The 17,219-nt window shown below is 36.3% G+C and carries 19 protein-coding genes; 9 read left to right on the top strand and 10 right to left on the bottom strand.

The window, feature by feature from the left end:
* Window positions 1-3: 3 nt before the first annotated feature.
* The 5 genes from DKG77_RS15240 to DKG77_RS15220 form a co-directional block, all read right to left on the bottom strand.
* Window positions 4-858 carry a universal stress protein gene (locus tag DKG77_RS15240; protein WP_109664836.1) on the bottom strand — a complete coding sequence of 285 codons (855 nt, stop codon included), beginning with the start codon at window positions 856-858 and terminating at the stop codon, window positions 4-6.
* Window positions 859-870: 12 nt separating this feature from the next.
* Complete coding sequence (locus DKG77_RS15235) at window positions 871-1,716, bottom strand: universal stress protein (RefSeq protein ID WP_109664833.1); 846 nt, start codon at window positions 1,714-1,716, stop codon at window positions 871-873.
* Between the two features lie 83 nt (window positions 1,717-1,799).
* On the bottom strand, window positions 1,800-2,621 hold the full coding sequence (locus DKG77_RS15230) for a universal stress protein (RefSeq protein WP_109664830.1): 822 nt from the start codon (window positions 2,619-2,621) through the stop codon (window positions 1,800-1,802).
* 92 nt (window positions 2,622-2,713) lie between these two features.
* A complete protein-coding gene (locus DKG77_RS15225; protein WP_109664828.1) occupies window positions 2,714-3,763 on the bottom strand; it encodes a response regulator in 1,050 nt (349 codons plus the stop codon).
* An 11-nt stretch (window positions 3,764-3,774) separates the two neighbouring features.
* A complete protein-coding gene (locus tag DKG77_RS15220) occupies window positions 3,775-5,271 on the bottom strand; it encodes a sensor histidine kinase (RefSeq protein WP_109664825.1) in 1,497 nt (498 codons plus the stop codon).
* Window positions 5,272-5,359: 88 nt separating this feature from the next.
* Between DKG77_RS15220 and DKG77_RS15215 the strand changes: the two genes are divergently transcribed.
* Window positions 5,360-5,767 carry a hypothetical protein gene (locus DKG77_RS15215; RefSeq protein WP_109664822.1) on the top strand — a complete coding sequence of 136 codons (408 nt, stop codon included), beginning with the start codon at window positions 5,360-5,362 and terminating at the stop codon, window positions 5,765-5,767.
* Here DKG77_RS15215 and DKG77_RS15210 read toward each other — a convergent pair whose 3' ends face one another.
* Window positions 5,768-6,589 carry a universal stress protein gene (locus DKG77_RS15210; protein WP_109664819.1) on the bottom strand — a complete coding sequence of 274 codons (822 nt, stop codon included), beginning with the start codon at window positions 6,587-6,589 and terminating at the stop codon, window positions 5,768-5,770. It abuts the gene before it with no gap.
* A 162-nt stretch (window positions 6,590-6,751) separates the two neighbouring features.
* Here DKG77_RS15210 and DKG77_RS15205 point away from each other — a divergent pair, with 162 nt between their 5' ends.
* From DKG77_RS15205 to DKG77_RS15190, 4 genes are all read left to right on the top strand, one after another.
* Window positions 6,752-7,204: a DUF2267 domain-containing protein gene (locus DKG77_RS15205; RefSeq protein ID WP_109664816.1), complete on the top strand. Its 453-nt coding sequence runs from the start codon at window positions 6,752-6,754 to the stop codon at window positions 7,202-7,204.
* A gap of 26 nt (window positions 7,205-7,230) precedes the next feature.
* Window positions 7,231-7,851, top strand: a complete 621-nt coding sequence (locus DKG77_RS15200) for a WG repeat-containing protein (RefSeq protein WP_109664813.1) — start codon at window positions 7,231-7,233, stop codon at window positions 7,849-7,851.
* 111 nt (window positions 7,852-7,962) lie between these two features.
* On the top strand, window positions 7,963-9,384 hold the full coding sequence (locus DKG77_RS15195; protein WP_109664810.1) for an MBL fold metallo-hydrolase: 1,422 nt from the start codon (window positions 7,963-7,965) through the stop codon (window positions 9,382-9,384).
* Between the two features lies 1 nt (window position 9,385).
* Complete coding sequence (locus DKG77_RS15190; RefSeq protein WP_109664807.1) at window positions 9,386-10,633, top strand: NAD(P)/FAD-dependent oxidoreductase; 1,248 nt, start codon at window positions 9,386-9,388, stop codon at window positions 10,631-10,633.
* A gap of 56 nt (window positions 10,634-10,689) precedes the next feature.
* Here the strand turns inward: DKG77_RS15190 and DKG77_RS15185 are convergent, their stop codons facing one another.
* Window positions 10,690-11,058 (bottom strand): GerW family sporulation protein, encoded by a 369-nt coding sequence (locus DKG77_RS15185; RefSeq protein WP_109664804.1) that lies wholly within the window; start codon window positions 11,056-11,058, stop codon window positions 10,690-10,692.
* Between the two features lie 4 nt (window positions 11,059-11,062).
* Complete coding sequence (locus DKG77_RS15180) at window positions 11,063-11,566, bottom strand: hypothetical protein (RefSeq protein WP_109664802.1); 504 nt, start codon at window positions 11,564-11,566, stop codon at window positions 11,063-11,065.
* 116 nt (window positions 11,567-11,682) lie between these two features.
* On the opposite strand from DKG77_RS15180, the gene DKG77_RS15175 reads away from it, so the two are divergent.
* Genes DKG77_RS15175 through DKG77_RS15160 form a run of 4 tightly spaced genes read left to right on the top strand, consistent with a single transcriptional unit; the run spans window position 11,683 to window position 15,192 of the window.
* The gene (locus DKG77_RS15175; protein ID WP_133248467.1) at window positions 11,683-12,144 is read left to right on the top strand and encodes a MamS/MamX family magnetosome protein; all 462 of its coding nucleotides are present in this window, start codon (window positions 11,683-11,685) and stop codon (window positions 12,142-12,144) included.
* On the top strand, window positions 12,077-13,243 hold the full coding sequence (locus DKG77_RS15170; RefSeq protein ID WP_243414943.1) for an efflux RND transporter periplasmic adaptor subunit: 1,167 nt from the start codon (window positions 12,077-12,079) through the stop codon (window positions 13,241-13,243). The genes DKG77_RS15175 and DKG77_RS15170 overlap by 68 nt, the downstream gene beginning before the upstream one ends.
* The gene (locus DKG77_RS15165) at window positions 13,243-14,505 is read left to right on the top strand and encodes an ABC transporter permease (protein ID WP_109664794.1); all 1,263 of its coding nucleotides are present in this window, start codon (window positions 13,243-13,245) and stop codon (window positions 14,503-14,505) included. The genes DKG77_RS15170 and DKG77_RS15165 overlap by 1 nt, the downstream gene beginning before the upstream one ends.
* Window positions 14,506-14,514: 9 nt before the next feature.
* Window positions 14,515-15,192, top strand: a complete 678-nt coding sequence (locus DKG77_RS15160; protein ID WP_109665039.1) for an ABC transporter ATP-binding protein — start codon at window positions 14,515-14,517, stop codon at window positions 15,190-15,192.
* Between the two features lie 92 nt (window positions 15,193-15,284).
* Here DKG77_RS15160 and DKG77_RS15155 read toward each other — a convergent pair whose 3' ends face one another.
* Together DKG77_RS15155 and DKG77_RS15150 are read right to left on the bottom strand one after the other, a co-directional pair.
* On the bottom strand, window positions 15,285-16,178 hold the full coding sequence (locus DKG77_RS15155; protein WP_109664791.1) for a universal stress protein: 894 nt from the start codon (window positions 16,176-16,178) through the stop codon (window positions 15,285-15,287).
* Between the two features lie 133 nt (window positions 16,179-16,311).
* A complete protein-coding gene (locus DKG77_RS15150; protein ID WP_109664789.1) occupies window positions 16,312-17,166 on the bottom strand; it encodes a universal stress protein in 855 nt (284 codons plus the stop codon).
* Between the last annotated feature and the right edge of the window lie 53 nt (window positions 17,167-17,219).

Genomic DNA, 17,219 nt, shown 5'->3' with positions numbered 1-17,219 from the left:
GCTTTATTTTAGTATTTCTGATGTATCATGCAGCACCAAGAATGGTACAGTACTGTTATATCCTATGGAGTCCACATTCTGTTTTAACAACAAACGTTCAAGAAATGAGTGTTTTTTATTCATCATAACAATCATATCCATATCGTTCTTTTCCACATAACTGTGCACCACGTTTGGCATATACTCATCTGTAATATCCTGAAAAACAACAGGTAAATCTTTTAACAATCCTTTTAAGTGCTGTTGATTCTCCAATTGAATTTTAGTTAAATCATCTTCTTCAACAGCATGCACAACATGTATTTGGGCATTGTTTTTTGAGACTACCTCTAGTAGTGGTTCCAACTCAATGGAGTTATATTTAGAAATATAATCCGTAGGCAAGAGAATTTGTTTCACTTTCCTGTACCTATATTCCACTGGTACTGCCAGCACTGGACACTTTGATTTTCTAATAACATGTACGGTATTAGATCCCAAGAACAGCTCTTTTGCCCCAGAAGCACCCTGTGTGCCCATAACGACCATATCAATGTCCTTTGTCTCGCAGACCTCTCTGATTTCATCCGTTGGAGTGTTGAAAGCGGAAAGTGATTCAAATTGATGTTTAGGGTTTTTATACTTTTTCCCGATTCTAAACAATGTCTGTTCCAATCCGCCCAAGGATATATCTACCCCTACATCTGGAATTGCGCTTTGTACCGGCCCACCAACCATATAATCCACCCTATAAAATGATGGGGTATAGGTGTTTAAAATATAGAACAGGCATTCTTCATTTTCAAAAAATTGAAGTGCATAATCAATTGCGTTCCAAGCATTTTTAGAGAAATCGGTGGGCAAGAGTATTTTTTTCATCTTAGTAACTATTTATCTTGGTAAATTCTGCATGACCAGAAATGGAATCTTGATCTTAAGACCTAACTCATCTACAGAAGAACGGTATAACATATCCTCAAAAAATGAATGTCTTGAATTGACCATGGCCAGCATGTCAACATTATTTTCTGCTATGTATTCCAAAATGGCGTTGACCCTGTTTTTAACGGGAATCGTTTTAAAGTAGAGATAGGCTTTGGCGAGAGTTCGTTTTAGGAAAAGCTTATTGTCTTCTTGTCTATGACTCAGCACGTCAAAATCTGAAATATGGACACAATGGACCTCTGATTTGAACTCTCCTGCTAAATTGCCCAAAAGCTTTAACTCTCTTCTTTTATAGGGCAGCATATAATCAGTAGGGAACATTATAAGTTTGGGCTGTTTGTATTCAAAATCCTGGGGAATTGCCAGAACAGGGCATTTAACATATTTAAAAACCTCAATGGTATAACTCCCAAAAGTGGTTTTGTGGTCGCTGGTTTCGCCCTTGGTCCCCATAACAATCAAGTCTAGGTTGAGCTTGTTTACAAAATCATTTACCCCATCCACCAAACTGTCAAAAGATGCAACTGCGTGGAAAGTGTGCAAAGGGTTTGAGGGTACTCCCTTTACAGATTGAATCAAGGTATCTAGCTGTTTTTCCACTTGTTGTCCAATATCACTTTCAGCTTTTTTCCTTTCACTTACAGTTGAATTATTAAATCTTCCATAAACTTTATCAGCAAAGGCATGTAGTATATAAAACTCGGTTCGCGCGTTCTTATATAGCTCTTGAGCATATTTTAAAGCATGTAGTGCATTTTCTGAAAAGTCCGTTGGGACAAGGATAATGTTCATAGTCAAAAACTTTGACTAAAAATATGCCATGGCATAAAGGCATAAAATGATATTGGTCAATTAAAGGATTGCAATACCTCTAATTATTCATGGATAACATAAAAAGGGTTTTTGGTGTGGAAGCTAATTTTTTCCACAATCGAGTCAAAAAGAACTTGCTGTATAAAATTCAAGTTTTTAGCCACCATCACGATCATATCAATATCTCTACTTTCCACAAAACACTGTATTGCGGATTTGACATTTTTATTTGTTATCGTATGAAAACTAAATCTTTTTTGGAAAGACTCTTCAAAAAAATCAATCAAATATGCCTTATTCTGTTCTTGGTCCGAATTAAGGGTTTGGTCTTGCTTGGATACGTTCATTATTCTAATTTGTCCATCACTCAAATGCAATATTTCTGTAATGGAACTTAGAATACTATGAGAGTAAAAAATATTGAAATCTGTTGGAAACGCCAGCTCAGAAGGTTTTGAAAAAACAATCTCTTTAGGGATGACCAATGTATTGCACTGTACCTTGGTAATAACATCGCCAGCATTGCTGCCAACCACTTTTTGCCTAAGACCAGATACGCCTTTGGTTCCCATTGCAATAAGATCAATACTTTTGTCCTCTATCTGTTTTTTAACAGATTCAATAAAAAAACCATGTTCGTTTAGTGCATAAAAATGATGATTGTCATTTGCACTTTGCTGTTTGGTTTTATCCATCAGTTGTGCTAGCACATTTTTTGAACCATTCAAGTTTTTCCCCAATATGGTTTTTTTTTCAGAATTTAGAAGAGTGTTAACATGCAGTAGGTAAAAATTACAATTTATTGATTGAAATAAACCTTGGGCATATCTTAGTGCATTTTCAGAATATTCTGAAAAATCTATGGGAATCAAAATATTTTTCATCGTTAATGAAATAACACAACTAAGTTAGCATCGTGAATCTCAATTGCGAATGATAAATATCATTTTTATGTGATCATAAAACCATCCTTACATCAATTAATACATTGTAAAGATTCCCTATCCAAAATCATTATTTTTCTATTTTCAACTGCAATCAATCCTTCACTTTTAAAATCGGACAAGGTTCTTATAAGGCTTTCCGTGGCAATCCCTGCAACATTGGCAAGATCTCCCCTTGTGATTTGCAGAGGCTCTTCCGATCTTTTGTTCATTGCTTTTGCAAATTGTAATAGTGTTTGGGCCGTTTTTTTTCTAACGGAGCTATATGCCATTTGAAGAAGTTGTTCTTTTATCTGTAAAATATTGCCGGCCATAAGCTCCATGAGCTCCATAGAAACCTGCTGGTTTTCTTCAAGAATGGTTTTCAACCTAGATTTAGAGATATTGGCAAGCTCCACCCCTTCAATAGCAACGGCATATTCTTGATGAGGGATATTGTCCATTAAAGAGGTGAAACCAAGAAATTCATCAGCTGCGTACAGGGCAGTGATCAGTTCCTTTCCTTGTTCATCCAACTTATAGCATTTTACAACCCCTTTTAGTATTAGATAAATGTTATTGGAGTGGTCCCCTTCACTATATATTACCTCTTCTTTTTTAAAAGTGCAAAGTTCGCCATGATCATCAAAAAAGTTTTTGAGCTCATTCAAAGACCGCATTTGATTTTTGTTTTTGGATGCTTCAAAACGAGCGGAAAAAGCACTATCAATAAGTTTTGCCTTTGCAAGTCTTGCATGGATAGCACCAAGGAGTTCCTCTTCTTCAAAAGGCTTGGTCAAGTAATCATCTGCACCCAAATCCATTCCTCTTCGTATATCTAGACGTTCAGTCTTAGCGGATACAAAAATGAACGGAATATGTCTGGTATCTTCATTTGCCGACAGTGCTTCCAGCACTCCGTACCCATCTACTCCTGGCATCATAATATCGCATAAAATAAGGTCAGGGCATTCCTTCTTTGCAATTTCAATGGCAATTTCTCCGTTAGGAGCATCAAATACTAAAAACCCAGACAAATCAAGAAGTTCCGCTATATTTTCGCGAAGGGACAAATCATCTTCAACTAAAAGAATTTTTTTCACCTTATACTATTTTAAATAGGTATTTCTAATGTAAAAATAGAACCTTTTCCCTGTTCACTTTCAAATGTAATATTGCCCCCAAGGTTAAACAAGTGCTGCTTCGCAATATTAAGTCCAATACCTGTCCCCTGAGTGGTCAATACATTACTAGCTCTAAAATACCTTTCAAAAATGAAAGGTTGCTCTTCTTCAGGAATACCAACACCTTGATCGATAACATGGATCTTAAGTGCTTTTGTTTCATGTTCTACGGCTAGTTCAATGGAAGTGTTTCCTGGAGAATACTTTATTGCATTGTGCACCAAATTAGATAGGGCAAGGGTCATTATTTTCTCGTCAAAAGTTATGGATATGCCATCAACATTTTTAGGGTATAAAATACGCTGCCCCTCTTTTAACAAGGTATTGGCACTATAAACCACCTCATTGACCAATTTGCTCAATGGAAAAGAAACAGGGTTATAGGTAACCTTGCCAGACTCCAACCTTTCCAGTGAAAGAAAATCAGTAAGAATATCATTCAAATGTTTGACCTTGGATTTGATTGTTTCTATATGTTTATTGCGCTTTTCTTGTTGATCAGTCTCAGTATATTTAGACAACAACGCTGTAGAAGTTAGGATACTGGTCAGCGGGGTTTTAAACTCGTGTGATACCAAAGACAAGAATTTGGTCTTTAGTTCATTCAAACTTTTCTCTGCCTTTAATGCTTCACTAAGCTGTTCTGTTCTTTCTTCAACCTTTCTTTCAAGGTTTTGCGTGTAACTTTTTCTTTCCGTAATATCGAGTACTATAGCTACGACAACTTGTTTCTTGCCAATTGTTGATAATTGAAGGTGGACCTCTACAGGATAAGTGGAACCATCTTTTCGCTGGTGCATTGTTTCGAACTCAATCTTTTCTTTTTTGTTCCCTAGTAACGGTCTAAGAAGTCTTGTAAAACTCTCTTTGGAAAGCTCTGGTTTTATATCCAATATGGACATTTGTTTCAATTCTTCAATTGAATAACCAAGATTTAATTGAGCACCGTGGTTAACATTAAGAAATGTAAAGGTTTTGTAATCAAAAACGAATATTTCGTTAAGGGATTCGTTAAAAATTCGAAACCAATGGTTGATGGCCTGTTCCGCTTTTTTTCGCTCCGAAATATCAATTACCAACGCCATTACATAGTTCTTGCGCAATAATTTAAATGAATTTAGACCAATTTCAAGAGGAAATTCAGAACCATCTTTTCTAATTCCTTCCAGGTCTAATCCCAAACCCATGCTTCTTTTCCCCCCTTTTTCTATAAACTTTCCAAAATGTCTTTCATGAGTAATTCTAGTTTTGGCGGGCAATAAAATATCCAAAGATTTTCCATTAAGCTCTTCTATATCATATCCAAACATCTCATTTGCCATAGCATTACTTGCGACAATGAGCTGGTTTTCATTTACAATAAGGATTCCTTCGGAAATTGCTTCTGAAAGAATTTTAAAAATGTCGTTCTCTTCAAATAGTTTCACAACTTAAAGGTAAACCTTATTCCTGATTTTGGTCATAGAAAAAAGATTTCGTAGCTGCTACATTTGAGTAATCATTAATATTAAGGGTATGTTAGATCACAAAAAACAAACAGGTAAAATGTTTTATCAAAACTTGGGCAAACTTTTTTATGCTGTTGCCCAAGCAGACCATAGTGTACATGTTAAGGAGATTGATAGATTAAAAAAAACGGTTAGGGAAAGCTGGTTACAGGTTGATGCCATTGTCGATGAATATGGAGCAGATGCGGCCTTTCAGATTGAAAGCGTATTTGATTGGTTATTGGAATATGAAAAGAATGGGGAAGACTGTTACGAAGAGTTTGAAGCCTTTTACAACGACAATAAAAAGATGTTCTCAGAAAAAATGAAGTATTTAATCATGTCAACATCCAGGGCTATTGCTTCTGCCTTCTCTGGAAGAAATAAATCTGAACTCATCTTGTTGGGTAGACTGGAATTGCTTTTTAAGGGGTAATCAAATTTTAACGGTCATTATTGGAGTACTTGACTGGTTAGCCACACTTTCTCCAATACTACCAATAAAAAAATGTGCCAATCCTCTTCTGCCATGAGTTGGTATGGCCACCATATCGGCATTTACATCATTGGCATAATTAAATATCCCCAGCTCCACTGAATAGTCATTATAGATTTTGATCGGTATTTCTTCTCCGATCAAAGCTAAAAACGCATCTATTTTTTGTTGTATTTGAGAGTTGCTCATATAATTAATGCCTACCGTGTTGATATAGACCAAGTGAAGCGTTGCAGAAAATGTTTTGGCAAACTCTTGAACTGCCTTAAAAGCATTTGCATTTTCCTGTTTTAGATCGAAAGCAAAAACTATGTTTTTGACATCAAAACTTGGGCGTCTCCTTTTTATTACAATTACCGGCACCTGGGCAGTACGTATTACTTTTTCCGTATTAGATCCTACAAAAACTGTTTTTAAACCGCTAATTCCGTGCGATCCCATAACAATTAAATCTGCACTTTGCTCTTTTGCGACCAAATCAATCTCACTAAAAATTTTGAGATTTTGAAGTACCGTTTTAACATCAATACCCTCTAAATAAGGTTTATCTGTAAACGTTTTTATTTTTTCCTTGGCCAAATGGATGTAATACTTTGCCTCTTCTTCTTCCTCAAGTTCAGATTTGGAAAGAACAGATTCAGAAATACCGACCATATGAAAAATAATGATACCGGCATTTTGTTGCTTTGCAATTTGCGCTGCAACTTCCAAGGCGTATTCTGAATATTCAGAAAAATCAACGGGCACCAATATTTTTTTCATAAGCTCTTTTTTAATGAAGGTTTCATAACCAATTGATTGTCTTTGAACACAACCACCAATTTTGAGTAAAAATAAAAGGCATTATTCCCCTAGGCCATGACCTAAATCATTTTGTATTTAATTGTCTACTCCAACCTTTGTAACAATCACAAAATAAAAAACATGGCACTCAATTTTAATAAATATGCTACAGAGGGAAACAGGTTCATGAATGAATATACCAAGAAAATGAACCTAGGGGATAATACGGATAAAGCGGGGCGTATTTTGAGCGCAATTCTTCATGCTTTGCGCGATATTATCCCAACGCAAGAATCGCTTCAGTTTATTGCACAGCTGCCAATGTTCCTTAAAGCGGTTTATGTTCAAGGTTGGAAACTTCACAGTAAGAAAATAAAAGCCAAACGTATGGCGGATTTCATTGATTTGGTGCGTCAACATGATGGTCCCGCTGCAATCAACGATTTTGAGTACAGCGATGAGGTTGCCGAAAGGTACATCAAAACAACCTTTGTCTTTTTAAGAAAATATGTATCGCTAGGCGAATTGGAAGATATAAGAGATGCATTGCCCAAAGAACTAAAAAACATGGTGTATTCCAATATCATGTTCTAAAAAGTAATAAATAAAAAAAGTAACAGATGAAAACTTTAGCAACAATACTAGTATTTTTTTTAGTAACTAATTTAACGGCACAATTGCCAAAAACACTGGATGAAGTTGCTCCATTTAGTGAAGGGCTCGCTGGAATAAGAAAGGGAAAACAATGGGCATTCATTGATGATTTGGGCAATATTATCATAGATTTTAGGGAGGATGTTTATTGGAATCCTAATGCCAGCGACTCATCAGAGGGTGTAAAAGCTGTGAAATACCCCCAATTCTCTAATGGACGCTGCATAGTAAGAACATACGTTGATGAAATTCCTGTATATGGTTTCATTGATACCAAAGGTAAATTGGTGATTGAATATCAGTTTTTAAACGTAAATCCATTTAAGGATGGGGTTACCAATGGAATAATTCATGAAAAAATATTTAGAGGACAGAACGAATTTAAACTTAACATTTATGAAGACAAGTTTCATGAAGTTATAATGGACACTTCTGGCGAGATTATAGAATTCTTGGGAAGAAGGTATAATATACAATTGAAGAAAAGTAGGTACAAACTTCCTCGTATCAATACAAAAATCCTCAATGATAAACTTGTTGCGGTCAAGGTTGAAAACAACTGGGAAATAAGAAAACTAAACTTTTAAAGATGTCTTCAAGTGCTGAAGTAAGTTACGTTCGGTAACCTTTGTTACTGTATTTGTGAAATAGATTTTAGTACTTCATCATATCTAAAAATATAATAAAACAATATAATTATGAACGTAGAACAGATATACACTGGGTGTTTGGCACAAGGCGCCTATTATATAGAAAGCAATGGAGAAGCAGCCATTATTGATCCTTTACGGGAAGTAGAACCATACATTGAAATGGCCAAAGAACGCGGTGCTCAGATCAAGTATGTTTTTGAAACACATTTTCATGCAGACTTTGTTTCGGGCCATATTGATTTAGCTAAAAAAACAGGAGCAACAATAGTATATGGTCCCACAACAATGGAAACCGGCTTTGATTTTTTATCAGCAAAAGACAATCAAGAATTTAAACTGGGAAGTGCAACCATAAAATTAATGCATACCCCTGGCCATACAATGGAAAGCAGTTGCTATTTGTTGATTGATGAAAACGGAAAGGAAACTTCTTTGTTTTCTGGTGATACTCTTTTTATAGGTGATGTGGGCAGACCAGATTTAGCCCAAAAAGTAATTGCAGAACTTACGCAAGAGAAACTGGCAGGACATTTATATGATTCTTTAAGGAACAAAATAATGCCTTTAAACGATGATATTATAGTATATCCTGGACATGGTGCGGGCAGTGCATGTGGTAAAATGATGAGTGATGAGACCACAGATACACTAGGCCATCAAAAAAAGACAAATTATGCCCTGGACCCTGATTTATCAAGAGAAGATTTCATTGATAGTATTTTAACAGGTTTAACGCCTCCACCTGGGTATTTTCCTCAAAATGTCCTCATGAACATTCAAGGGTACGAGTCAGTTGACCAAGTTATCTCAAAAGGAACCACTCCTTTAAGTGTAGCTGCTTTTGAAGCTGCTCAGGAAGAGACCAATGCCATAATTATAGATACTCGAGATGCACAGGACTTTGCTCGCGGATATATTCCAAATTCCTACAACATTGGGTTAGATGGCAGTTTTGCAAATTGGGTGGGCACAACCATTGTTGATGTGAAACAACCATTATTGATCATAGCCAATAAAGGCAAAGAAGAAGAGGTAGCTACGCGATTGGCCAGAATAGGTTTTGACAATACACTTGGTTACCTAAAAGGTGGTATTAAGGCATGGTTGCAGGCAAGCAAACAATTGTTCACGGTAAAATCAATAAGGGCGGAAAGGCTAGCGTCTATAATGGAAGAGAAACATGTAAATCTTTTAGATGTAAGAAGAAATAGTGAATATAACAGCGAACATGTATTGCACGCCATTAATCTTCCTCTAGATTATTTTAAGGATAGTTTATCCGAAATTGACAAAAACAAAATTTACTACGTTCACTGCAGAAGTGGTTATAGATCTATGGTATTTATTTCCATTCTACGTGCTATGGGCTATGAAAACATGATCGATATTAAAGGTGGATTCAAAGCAATGAAAGAAACTGGTAAGTTTGATATTTCCGATTACGCTGAACCAACCACCATGCTGTAAGATGAAAACTCGATATCAAATATTGATTATTGGAGGTGGAACAGCAGGAATAATGGTTTCTAGCAGTTTGCTCAAAAAAAATCCAAAACTGCATATTGGTATTATAGAACCTTCAGAAAGCCATAGGTATCAACCAGCTTGGACCTTAGTTGGTGGGGGCACTTATAATTATAAGAAAACCTTGAGGCCCATGAAAACGGTTATTCCAAAAAGGGCCGATTGGATTAAGGAAGAAGTTGTATCAATAGATGGCAAAAACAATACGGTCACTATATCCAATGGTAGGCATATCACTTATGAATTCCTTGTAATAGCTCCCGGGTTAAAACTTGCACCTTCTTTAACAGAAGGCTTGGATGAATCGCTTGACAAAGGAGTGGTCTGCAGCAATTATACCGACCCCAATCATACCTGGCAAGTCATAAAAAACTTTAAGGGGGGCGTTGCACTGTTTATACAACCACCTAAACCCTATAAATGTGGTGGAGCGCCACAGAAAGTAATGTATTTGGCCGATGACCATTTTAAAAAACGTGGAATCAAGAAAAATACTTCAGTGGTATTTGCATCTGCAAGTGATATCATATTTTCCGTAAAGAAAATAGCAGATACACTTTGGAAAGTTGTTAATAGAAAGGGAATTAACGTCAAGTTTGAGCATGAACTAAAAAAAGTAGATGGAAAAAACAAAATAGCTTGGTTTAAAGTTGCACCAGATTTTGTGGAACATAATCCCACCCAACTTCAAGTATTAGAAGAAAATGGTTTGGTCGGAATTAAATACGATATGTTGCACGTAGTTCCAATAAATATACCTCCAGACTTTATAGGTAAATCAAACCTCGCAGATGAAAATGGATGGGTCAATATTGATAGCAAAACACTTCAGCACAAACAGTTTTCTAATATATTCAGTCTTGGTGATGCCAGTAATCTACCTACCTCCAAAACTGGTGCCGCCATTAGAAAGCAAGCACCAGTCGTTGTCAATAATATTTTACTACTTATAAAAACCAAAGAATTGGGCAATAAGGTATATGATGGATATACGTCATGTCCTTTTATTACTGGGTACGGTAAAATGGCGCTGGCCGAGTTTGACTATGACAAAAATTTTATGCCAGACCCAAAATTAAAACGAATGTTCATCAAAGACTCTAGCAAAGAACATTGGCGCCTGTGGATTTTAAAAAAGTACATTCTACCCTACCTGTATTGGAACAAAATGTTGAAGGGAAAGGAAGTATAAATTCAAAAAAAAAGGAGCGCTTTAAAGCGCTCCTTTTTTAATTTAACAATGTGTTTTTAAGCCATTGTTTCTTCCTTGCTCTTGTTTTTTGCAATTCGTTCAATCAAATCTGGTACCTTTTCAAACACTGCTGCCAATCCATGAGTTTTACCGGCAGCCAAGAATGAGATTTCATCAGCTCTGCTCACCAAAAAACCAATGGGCTCTATGCCAATACCGGCACCTGCTCCCATTCCTTCGCCTTTACGTACTTTTCCTTCTGTACCTTCACCTCCTCCAGAGCCAAATCCCATGCCTACTTTAATAACGGGCACACATTTAAATTCTCCAAGTTGAAACTGTTCTCCAACAATAGTTTCTGTTTTTGCTTCAGACTTTATAAAGTCCGTAATCTGTTTTAGTAATTCTTCAAAGTGTAAATCCATGACATTAAGTTTTAGTATTAATAAATGATTTAATAAGGTTTATTGGGCGGTTATGTAGGTGTATCAATAAAAAGTTTCTGTCTTCAAAATTGACGCTGAAATGTGCCACATAATAGTTCAGAAAAGCAAAAAGAGGAGCCAATTTTGCATTGGCTATGCAATCTCCAGTATCAATATCCAACACAAACCTTTTAACTTTAAAAGATTTCAGTAGTGCAACTATCCTTTTTATTGAAACATTTTTTCCTCCGGTCTTCTTATTGTCTTTGATTTTTTTCTGTTTTTTAGAAGATTTTCCTCTAAGGGGGTAGAAATAATGGTGAAAAAAAAGCGTCTTCAATTTTAACTTTATAACTTCCTCTTGATCATGCTCCATACTTACAGTTGCCAACCCCTTTAACCTAAGGTAATATTCATCCCTCTCTGTGTTTATGTAAAAATCAATTGGGACCAATAGAAAACCAATGATCAGCAGCACAAAAACAATTAATACAACCAGAACAGCCATTTTCTGTTTTAGTGACAAAAGAAATTGAATTGAAACGCATTTACAATGACCTACGTCATTCTAAATTGTACCATATCAAAATACCTTTGAAAGTAGAAATCAAAAAATCCATAAAGATGAAAAAGACTTTATTTTTAATTGCTTTTGCAGTTATGGGAGCCATGGCGCTCTATGCTCAGAAAGGGGATGGAAGTGCAAACAAAACCTCCAATTATGGAAAAATGTTCAACCCAAAAACGATAGAAACTTTTGAGGCTTCTGTAACATCCATACTAACGATCTATGAAGCCCAAAAATCCACCTATGGCATACATCTAGAGGTAAAAAACGATCAAGGGGTTATCCCGGTTCATCTTGGTCCATCATGGTATATAGACGATCAAGATGTTATTTTTTCAATTGGGGATACTTTGTCCATTACGGGCTCAAGAATTACTTATGAAGGAACTCCTGCCATTATAGCAATGGAAGTTAAAATAAATGAAGTTGTCTTGCCTCTAAGAAATCAAAATGGCATCCCCAACTGGAGAGGATGGCAAAAGAAGAATGCACGAAACAAAAGAAACAAATCCCAATAGACATTTATGTAAGACCATGATGAGACACTCATTCTTTTTAGCGGTTTTTTTAGGCTTATATTCTTGTAGCACTAAAACAGACAACATATATCCAGAAAAGAGGACTGTCACAGAATCTGTGTATGCCTCAGCCACTGTTCAACCAGATAGTCTATACCAAGCATACTCTTCTGTAGTAGGAATCTTGGATAAAAATCTGGTGGAAGAAGGTGATTTGGTGGGCAAAGGAGATGGAATAGTACAGATTATCAACACCTCTCCAAAACTGAGTGTTGAAAATGCAAAACTGTCGTTTGAGTTGGCAAAGGAAAACTACAATGGAAATGCCGCGATACTAGCAGCCATTCTGGATGAAATAGAGGCCTCTGAATTAAAACTCAGAAATGATTCCATCAACTACTTCCGACAAAAAAACTTATGGGCGCAAAACATAGGTTCAAAGTTGGAATTTGACAATAGGAAATTGGCCTATGAGCTTTCTCAAAATAATGTAAGTCTGTTGAAAAGCAAATACCAGCGTACAAAGAAAGAACTTCAAACCCAGGTAAAACAAGCTGAAAACAACTATAAAACTTCACAAACGCTTTCAGAAGACTTTACTGTGGCCAGCAAAATTGATGGTAAGGTATATGCACTTTACAAAAACCCAGGCGAAATAGTAAATACCTTAGAACCAATAGCAGCTGTTGGACTGAGCAACAAGTTCATGGTAGAACTATTGGTTGATGAGGTGGATATTGTAAAATTGGATCTAGGGCAAAGAATCCTAATCACTCTGGATGCATATAATTCTGAAGTATTTGAGGCAAAACTTCACAAAATATACCCTAGAAAAGATGAACGTTCACAGACTTTTAAGGTAGAAGCGATTTTTATTGCTCCTCCCAACAAATTATACCCAGGACTCTCCGGAGAAGGAAATATCCTGATTGCAGAAAAAGAAGATGCCCTTACATTGCCCAAGGAATATCTTATTGAAGGAACCAAGGTGCTAACAGAAGATGGAGAAGTAGAGGTTATCACTGGTGTTCAGAGTATGGATAGAGTAGAAATTCTAAGTGGAATTAACGAAAACACCTATATTTTAAAACCGAAATAATGATTAATTGGAAGGTGATTCTCAATATTGCCAAAACACATTTGGTCACCAAATCAAAGTCTACCGTGACTGCTTCTTTAGGTGTTACTTTTGGCATTGGTGCTTATATCACCCTGGTAAGTTTTATGACAGGTGTAAATACTATGCTTGATGATTTGGTACTCAACCAAACACCTCATATACATCTATATAACGAAATTGAACCTTCAGAAAATCAGCCCATACTGCTATATCCAGAATTTGAAGATGGATTGAACCAGGTGCATTCCATAAAACCTAAGTTGAGCCAAAAGAAAATTCATAACGCATTGCCCATTTTAAACTATCTAAAAGAGGATGATAATGTAAAAGGGGCCACTCCACAGGTTAGGGCGCAGATATTTTACCTGTCCGGATCCATTGATTTGGGAGGGAATCTTACCGGAATAGACGTTATGGAAGAGGTAAGGCTATCAAATTTTCATGATTACATTACAGAGGGTACACCTGAAGCTTTAAAAAACACCACCAATGGGATTTTGTTAGGGGCGGGTATCGCAAAGAAAATGTCGCTTTCCATTGGTGACAGAGTACAGATCAGTACAGTTAAAGGAACCCTTTTTCCCCTAAAAATAGTGGGTATTTACCAAAGTGGAATTGCTGAGGTGGACAACATCCAAAGTTTTGCCAATATTAATACAGTGCAAAAAATTCTTGGGGAGGCAGAAAACTATATTACAGATGTGAATGTGAAGCTTTATGATATTGAAGATGCTCCCAATATGGCCAGTCGTTTGGGAAAACAGTTCAATATTAAGGCGATGGATATTAAAGAAGCCAATGCCCAATTTGAAACCGGCACCCAAATACGAAACTTGATAACCTATTCGGTCTCGGTCACCTTGCTCATTGTTGCCGGTTTTGGCATTTACAACATTTTGAATATGCTCATTTATGAAAAAATGAAGGATATCGCCATCTTAAAGGCAACAGGGTTTTCCGGTAAGGACGTTCAACTTATCTTCATGAGCCAAGCCATGATAATAGGGATTGTTGGAGGATTAACGGGTCTTCTTATTGGATTTGGTTTCTCTCAGTTGATAGATAATTTGCCTTGGGAAACAGAAGCTCTTCCAACAATTACCACTTACCCCATAAACCATAATCCTGTCTTTTATGCCATTGGAATCTCATTTGCTTTGATTTCAACCTTTATTGCCGGTTATTTACCATCCAACAAGGCAAAAAAAGTGGATCCCGTAAAAATTATCAGAGGAACCTAAAAAATGCCCATGCGTAACGTTTTAGAAGCAAAGAACATTAACAAGTATTTTAAAAAACCTGTCCTATTCCATGTGTTGAAGGACATAAGTTTTGAGATCAAAAGAGGGGAATTTGCATCCATCATGGGCAAATCGGGCTCAGGAAAATCTACCTTGTTATATATTCTATCAACTATGGATACCGACTACAAAGGAGATTTGTACCTCAACGAGGAACATGTGACGGGAAAACCAAGTGTTGAACTTTCACAACTTAGAAACAAACACATCGGTTTTGTCTTTCAATTTCATTATTTGCTTTTAGAGTTCAGTGTTTTGGAGAACGTAATGCTTCCCGCTAAAAAATTAGCGCAATTGAGCCATGAGGAAATTGAACATAACGCCATGCAAAAACTGAAAATGTTGCATATTGATCATCTGGCAAAAAAAAGAGCGAACAGAATTTCTGGAGGTGAAAAACAACGGGTTGCAATCGCACGTGCATTAATCAACAATCCTTCTATTTTAATGGGCGATGAACCTACTGGAAACCTTGATAGTTATAATGCAAAAAATGTGTTTGACATTTTTAAACAACTAAAAGAGGAAGCGGGTTTATCCCTTTTGGTGGTGACTCATGATGAAGATTTTGCCTCTAAAACGGATAGGATCATACAAATGGAGGATGGCCATATTATTCACCGCTAGGGAACCATTTTCTATACATTAAACTTCATTACATGAAAAAGCTCAATAATCATATTGAGCTTTTTCTTTATCCTATTTGATACAAACCCATACTAGGCCAGCTCAAAAGAGAAAGTGTCGTCTGTCTGTTCTGCAAACTTTGCTTTGATGCTTTTCTTGTTAAATACCAATAAGGGAATAGTTATTTCCTTTTCCATGGTCTTTACCAAATCCTTATGCAAAAACCTATCCAATAAAGAATCATTCTCTCTTTCCATCATGGCCAAAATTTCGGGCATTTCTGTATCAATACAGTTAAGCAAGCCAGATTCTACATCTTTGGCCTCTTGAATTTTAAATACAATTTCAGGATATCCTATCTTTTGTTTTATAGCCTTTTTCAACCAGATCATTTGCCTATCAACACCATGTTCCTTTTTTTCAAGAACATGAACAACTTTAATCAACGCTCCATAAGGTTCTGCAATCTCAACAGCACTTTTTATTGCGTGAACATCGGTTTCTTCAAAATCTGTTGCATAAAGCAATGTTGACAGCCCATGGTAGTACACCCCATTTGGAACAATCAACAAAGGCCATTCTGTCTTCTTCATAAGTTCATTGGCAATATTGCCCTTAAAGAAACCTCGCAACGTTTTTGGGTTTTTTGTTCCCACCATGACCAAATCTGGATTAAGTTTTTTTGCAGTCTCAAAAATAGCTTCTGGAACAGATCTGTTCTTTTTTACAATAGAGGTTATTTTTTTTGGACCCAATTCATGTTTTAACTGCTCTTTGCAATAGTCCTTCAGGATAGCATGCTGTTCGCTAAAAAAGTTGCTTTCTAAAACACTTCTTGATCTAACGGTAACCGTCTCAAAAGGAGCCAGGTCATAAACATGAAGCACATGCAACCTAGCATTCATGGCAACACTAAACCTATGCGCATACTTTAGCGCAGTGGAGGTTGATTGGGTACAATCGGTGGCATATAAAAGTGTTTTCATGACGTTGTTTTAAGTAGTATAAAATTATCGCAATCTTCTAACCCCATCAATGACCTGAATCAGTATTGATAAATTTAGTGTCGGGCCCAACAACTTTTTGTAACTCAATATCTTGATCAACCATTTTCTTAAGTTAGGGTGAAAGCATTTCTTTGTTGAAACACAACAATGGTAAAGTTCCTTTGAATGCCATTTGTTTGACCAAATCCCTATGGGCCAATGATTTAATAAAGCTTGTTTTTTCACGCTCCAGCATAACTACTAGATCAGTCTTTGTTTTGCTTAAAAACAATACCAATTCTTTGAAGATATCATCAGAAAAACAAATTTTGAAATCCAGCTTGTCAAAAGAAACCTTTTGTTGCAGCATTTCTTTAAACCATTCCATCTGGTCTTCACCTGCATATTCGTTCTTAGTGGAAATATGTACAATATTGAGAGTAGCGTTCAATTTCGAAATGAAATTTTTTACCAACCAAGCTATGGCATGCAAATCCGACTCTTCAAAATCAGTGGTATACGTAATGGTTTTAAGGGCTATTTCATTAATTGAAGAAGGTACGGCCAAAATAGGGCACGGACTTTTCTCAATCATTGCAATGGTGGTACTACCTATAATCAATTCCTTGAGTGTGCTGCTACCTTTCATGCCCATTACAACCAAATCTGCTCCCATCTCCTTCTGGGTTTCTAAAATACCTTCATACACTATGGCATTCTCCTTGATCACAATCTGCATGCGTTCGCCATCTGGTAAAATGCCCGTGGCAGAATCGCAAAACACCGATAGTTTTTCCAAGTGTTTTGAATAAGTTTCCTTTTCCATTTTGGAATAGGTTAAACTCAAAGGGGTCAATAAAGCAACGTTAAGATCAAAAACATGTAATATCACAAGTTTTGCGTCTAATTTTTTACTTAGCCAATAACTCAACTTTAATGCGGCAGCAGAGTTTTTGGAATAGTCTGTGGCATAAAGAATTGTTTTCATTTTTAATAGTGAAACTAGTCGACGGTAGTTGAAATTGAAATGACCTACGTCAT

The organism is Flagellimonas aquimarina, assembly GCF_003149745.1.
Classification (GTDB): Bacteria; Bacteroidota; Bacteroidia; order Flavobacteriales; family Flavobacteriaceae; genus Flagellimonas; species Flagellimonas aquimarina.
The sequence above is the reverse complement of the archived record's forward strand: the minus strand, read 5'-3'. Positions and strand labels throughout refer to the sequence as shown.

Excerpts from the sequence above, each read along its gene's own strand:
- DKG77_RS15240 (WP_109664836.1), bottom strand. The coding sequence starts at position 858 with ATGAAAAAAATACTCTTGCCCACCGATTTCTCTAAAAATGCTTGGAAC.
- DKG77_RS15235 (WP_109664833.1), bottom strand. The coding sequence starts at position 1,716 with ATGAACATTATCCTTGTCCCAACGGACTTTTCAGAAAATGCACTACAT.
- DKG77_RS15230 (WP_109664830.1), bottom strand. The coding sequence starts at position 2,621 with ATGAAAAATATTTTGATTCCCATAGATTTTTCAGAATATTCTGAAAAT.
- DKG77_RS15215 (WP_109664822.1), top strand. The coding sequence starts at position 5,360 with ATGTTAGATCACAAAAAACAAACAGGTAAAATGTTTTATCAAAACTTG.
- DKG77_RS15210 (WP_109664819.1), bottom strand. The coding sequence starts at position 6,589 with ATGAAAAAAATATTGGTGCCCGTTGATTTTTCTGAATATTCAGAATAC.
- DKG77_RS15205 (WP_109664816.1), top strand. The coding sequence starts at position 6,752 with ATGGCACTCAATTTTAATAAATATGCTACAGAGGGAAACAGGTTCATG.
- DKG77_RS15200 (WP_109664813.1), top strand. The coding sequence starts at position 7,231 with ATGAAAACTTTAGCAACAATACTAGTATTTTTTTTAGTAACTAATTTA.
- DKG77_RS15195 (WP_109664810.1), top strand. The coding sequence starts at position 7,963 with ATGAACGTAGAACAGATATACACTGGGTGTTTGGCACAAGGCGCCTAT.
- DKG77_RS15190 (WP_109664807.1), top strand. The coding sequence starts at position 9,386 with ATGAAAACTCGATATCAAATATTGATTATTGGAGGTGGAACAGCAGGA.
- DKG77_RS15185 (WP_109664804.1), bottom strand. The coding sequence starts at position 11,058 with ATGGATTTACACTTTGAAGAATTACTAAAACAGATTACGGACTTTATA.
- DKG77_RS15180 (WP_109664802.1), bottom strand. The coding sequence starts at position 11,566 with ATGGCTGTTCTGGTTGTATTAATTGTTTTTGTGCTGCTGATCATTGGT.
- DKG77_RS15175 (WP_133248467.1), top strand. The coding sequence starts at position 11,683 with ATGAAAAAGACTTTATTTTTAATTGCTTTTGCAGTTATGGGAGCCATG.
- DKG77_RS15170 (WP_243414943.1), top strand. The coding sequence starts at position 12,077 with ATGGCATCCCCAACTGGAGAGGATGGCAAAAGAAGAATGCACGAAACA.
- DKG77_RS15165 (WP_109664794.1), top strand. The coding sequence starts at position 13,243 with ATGATTAATTGGAAGGTGATTCTCAATATTGCCAAAACACATTTGGTC.
- DKG77_RS15160 (WP_109665039.1), top strand. The coding sequence starts at position 14,515 with ATGCGTAACGTTTTAGAAGCAAAGAACATTAACAAGTATTTTAAAAAA.
- DKG77_RS15155 (WP_109664791.1), bottom strand. The coding sequence starts at position 16,178 with ATGAAAACACTTTTATATGCCACCGATTGTACCCAATCAACCTCCACT.
- DKG77_RS15150 (WP_109664789.1), bottom strand. The coding sequence starts at position 17,166 with ATGAAAACAATTCTTTATGCCACAGACTATTCCAAAAACTCTGCTGCC.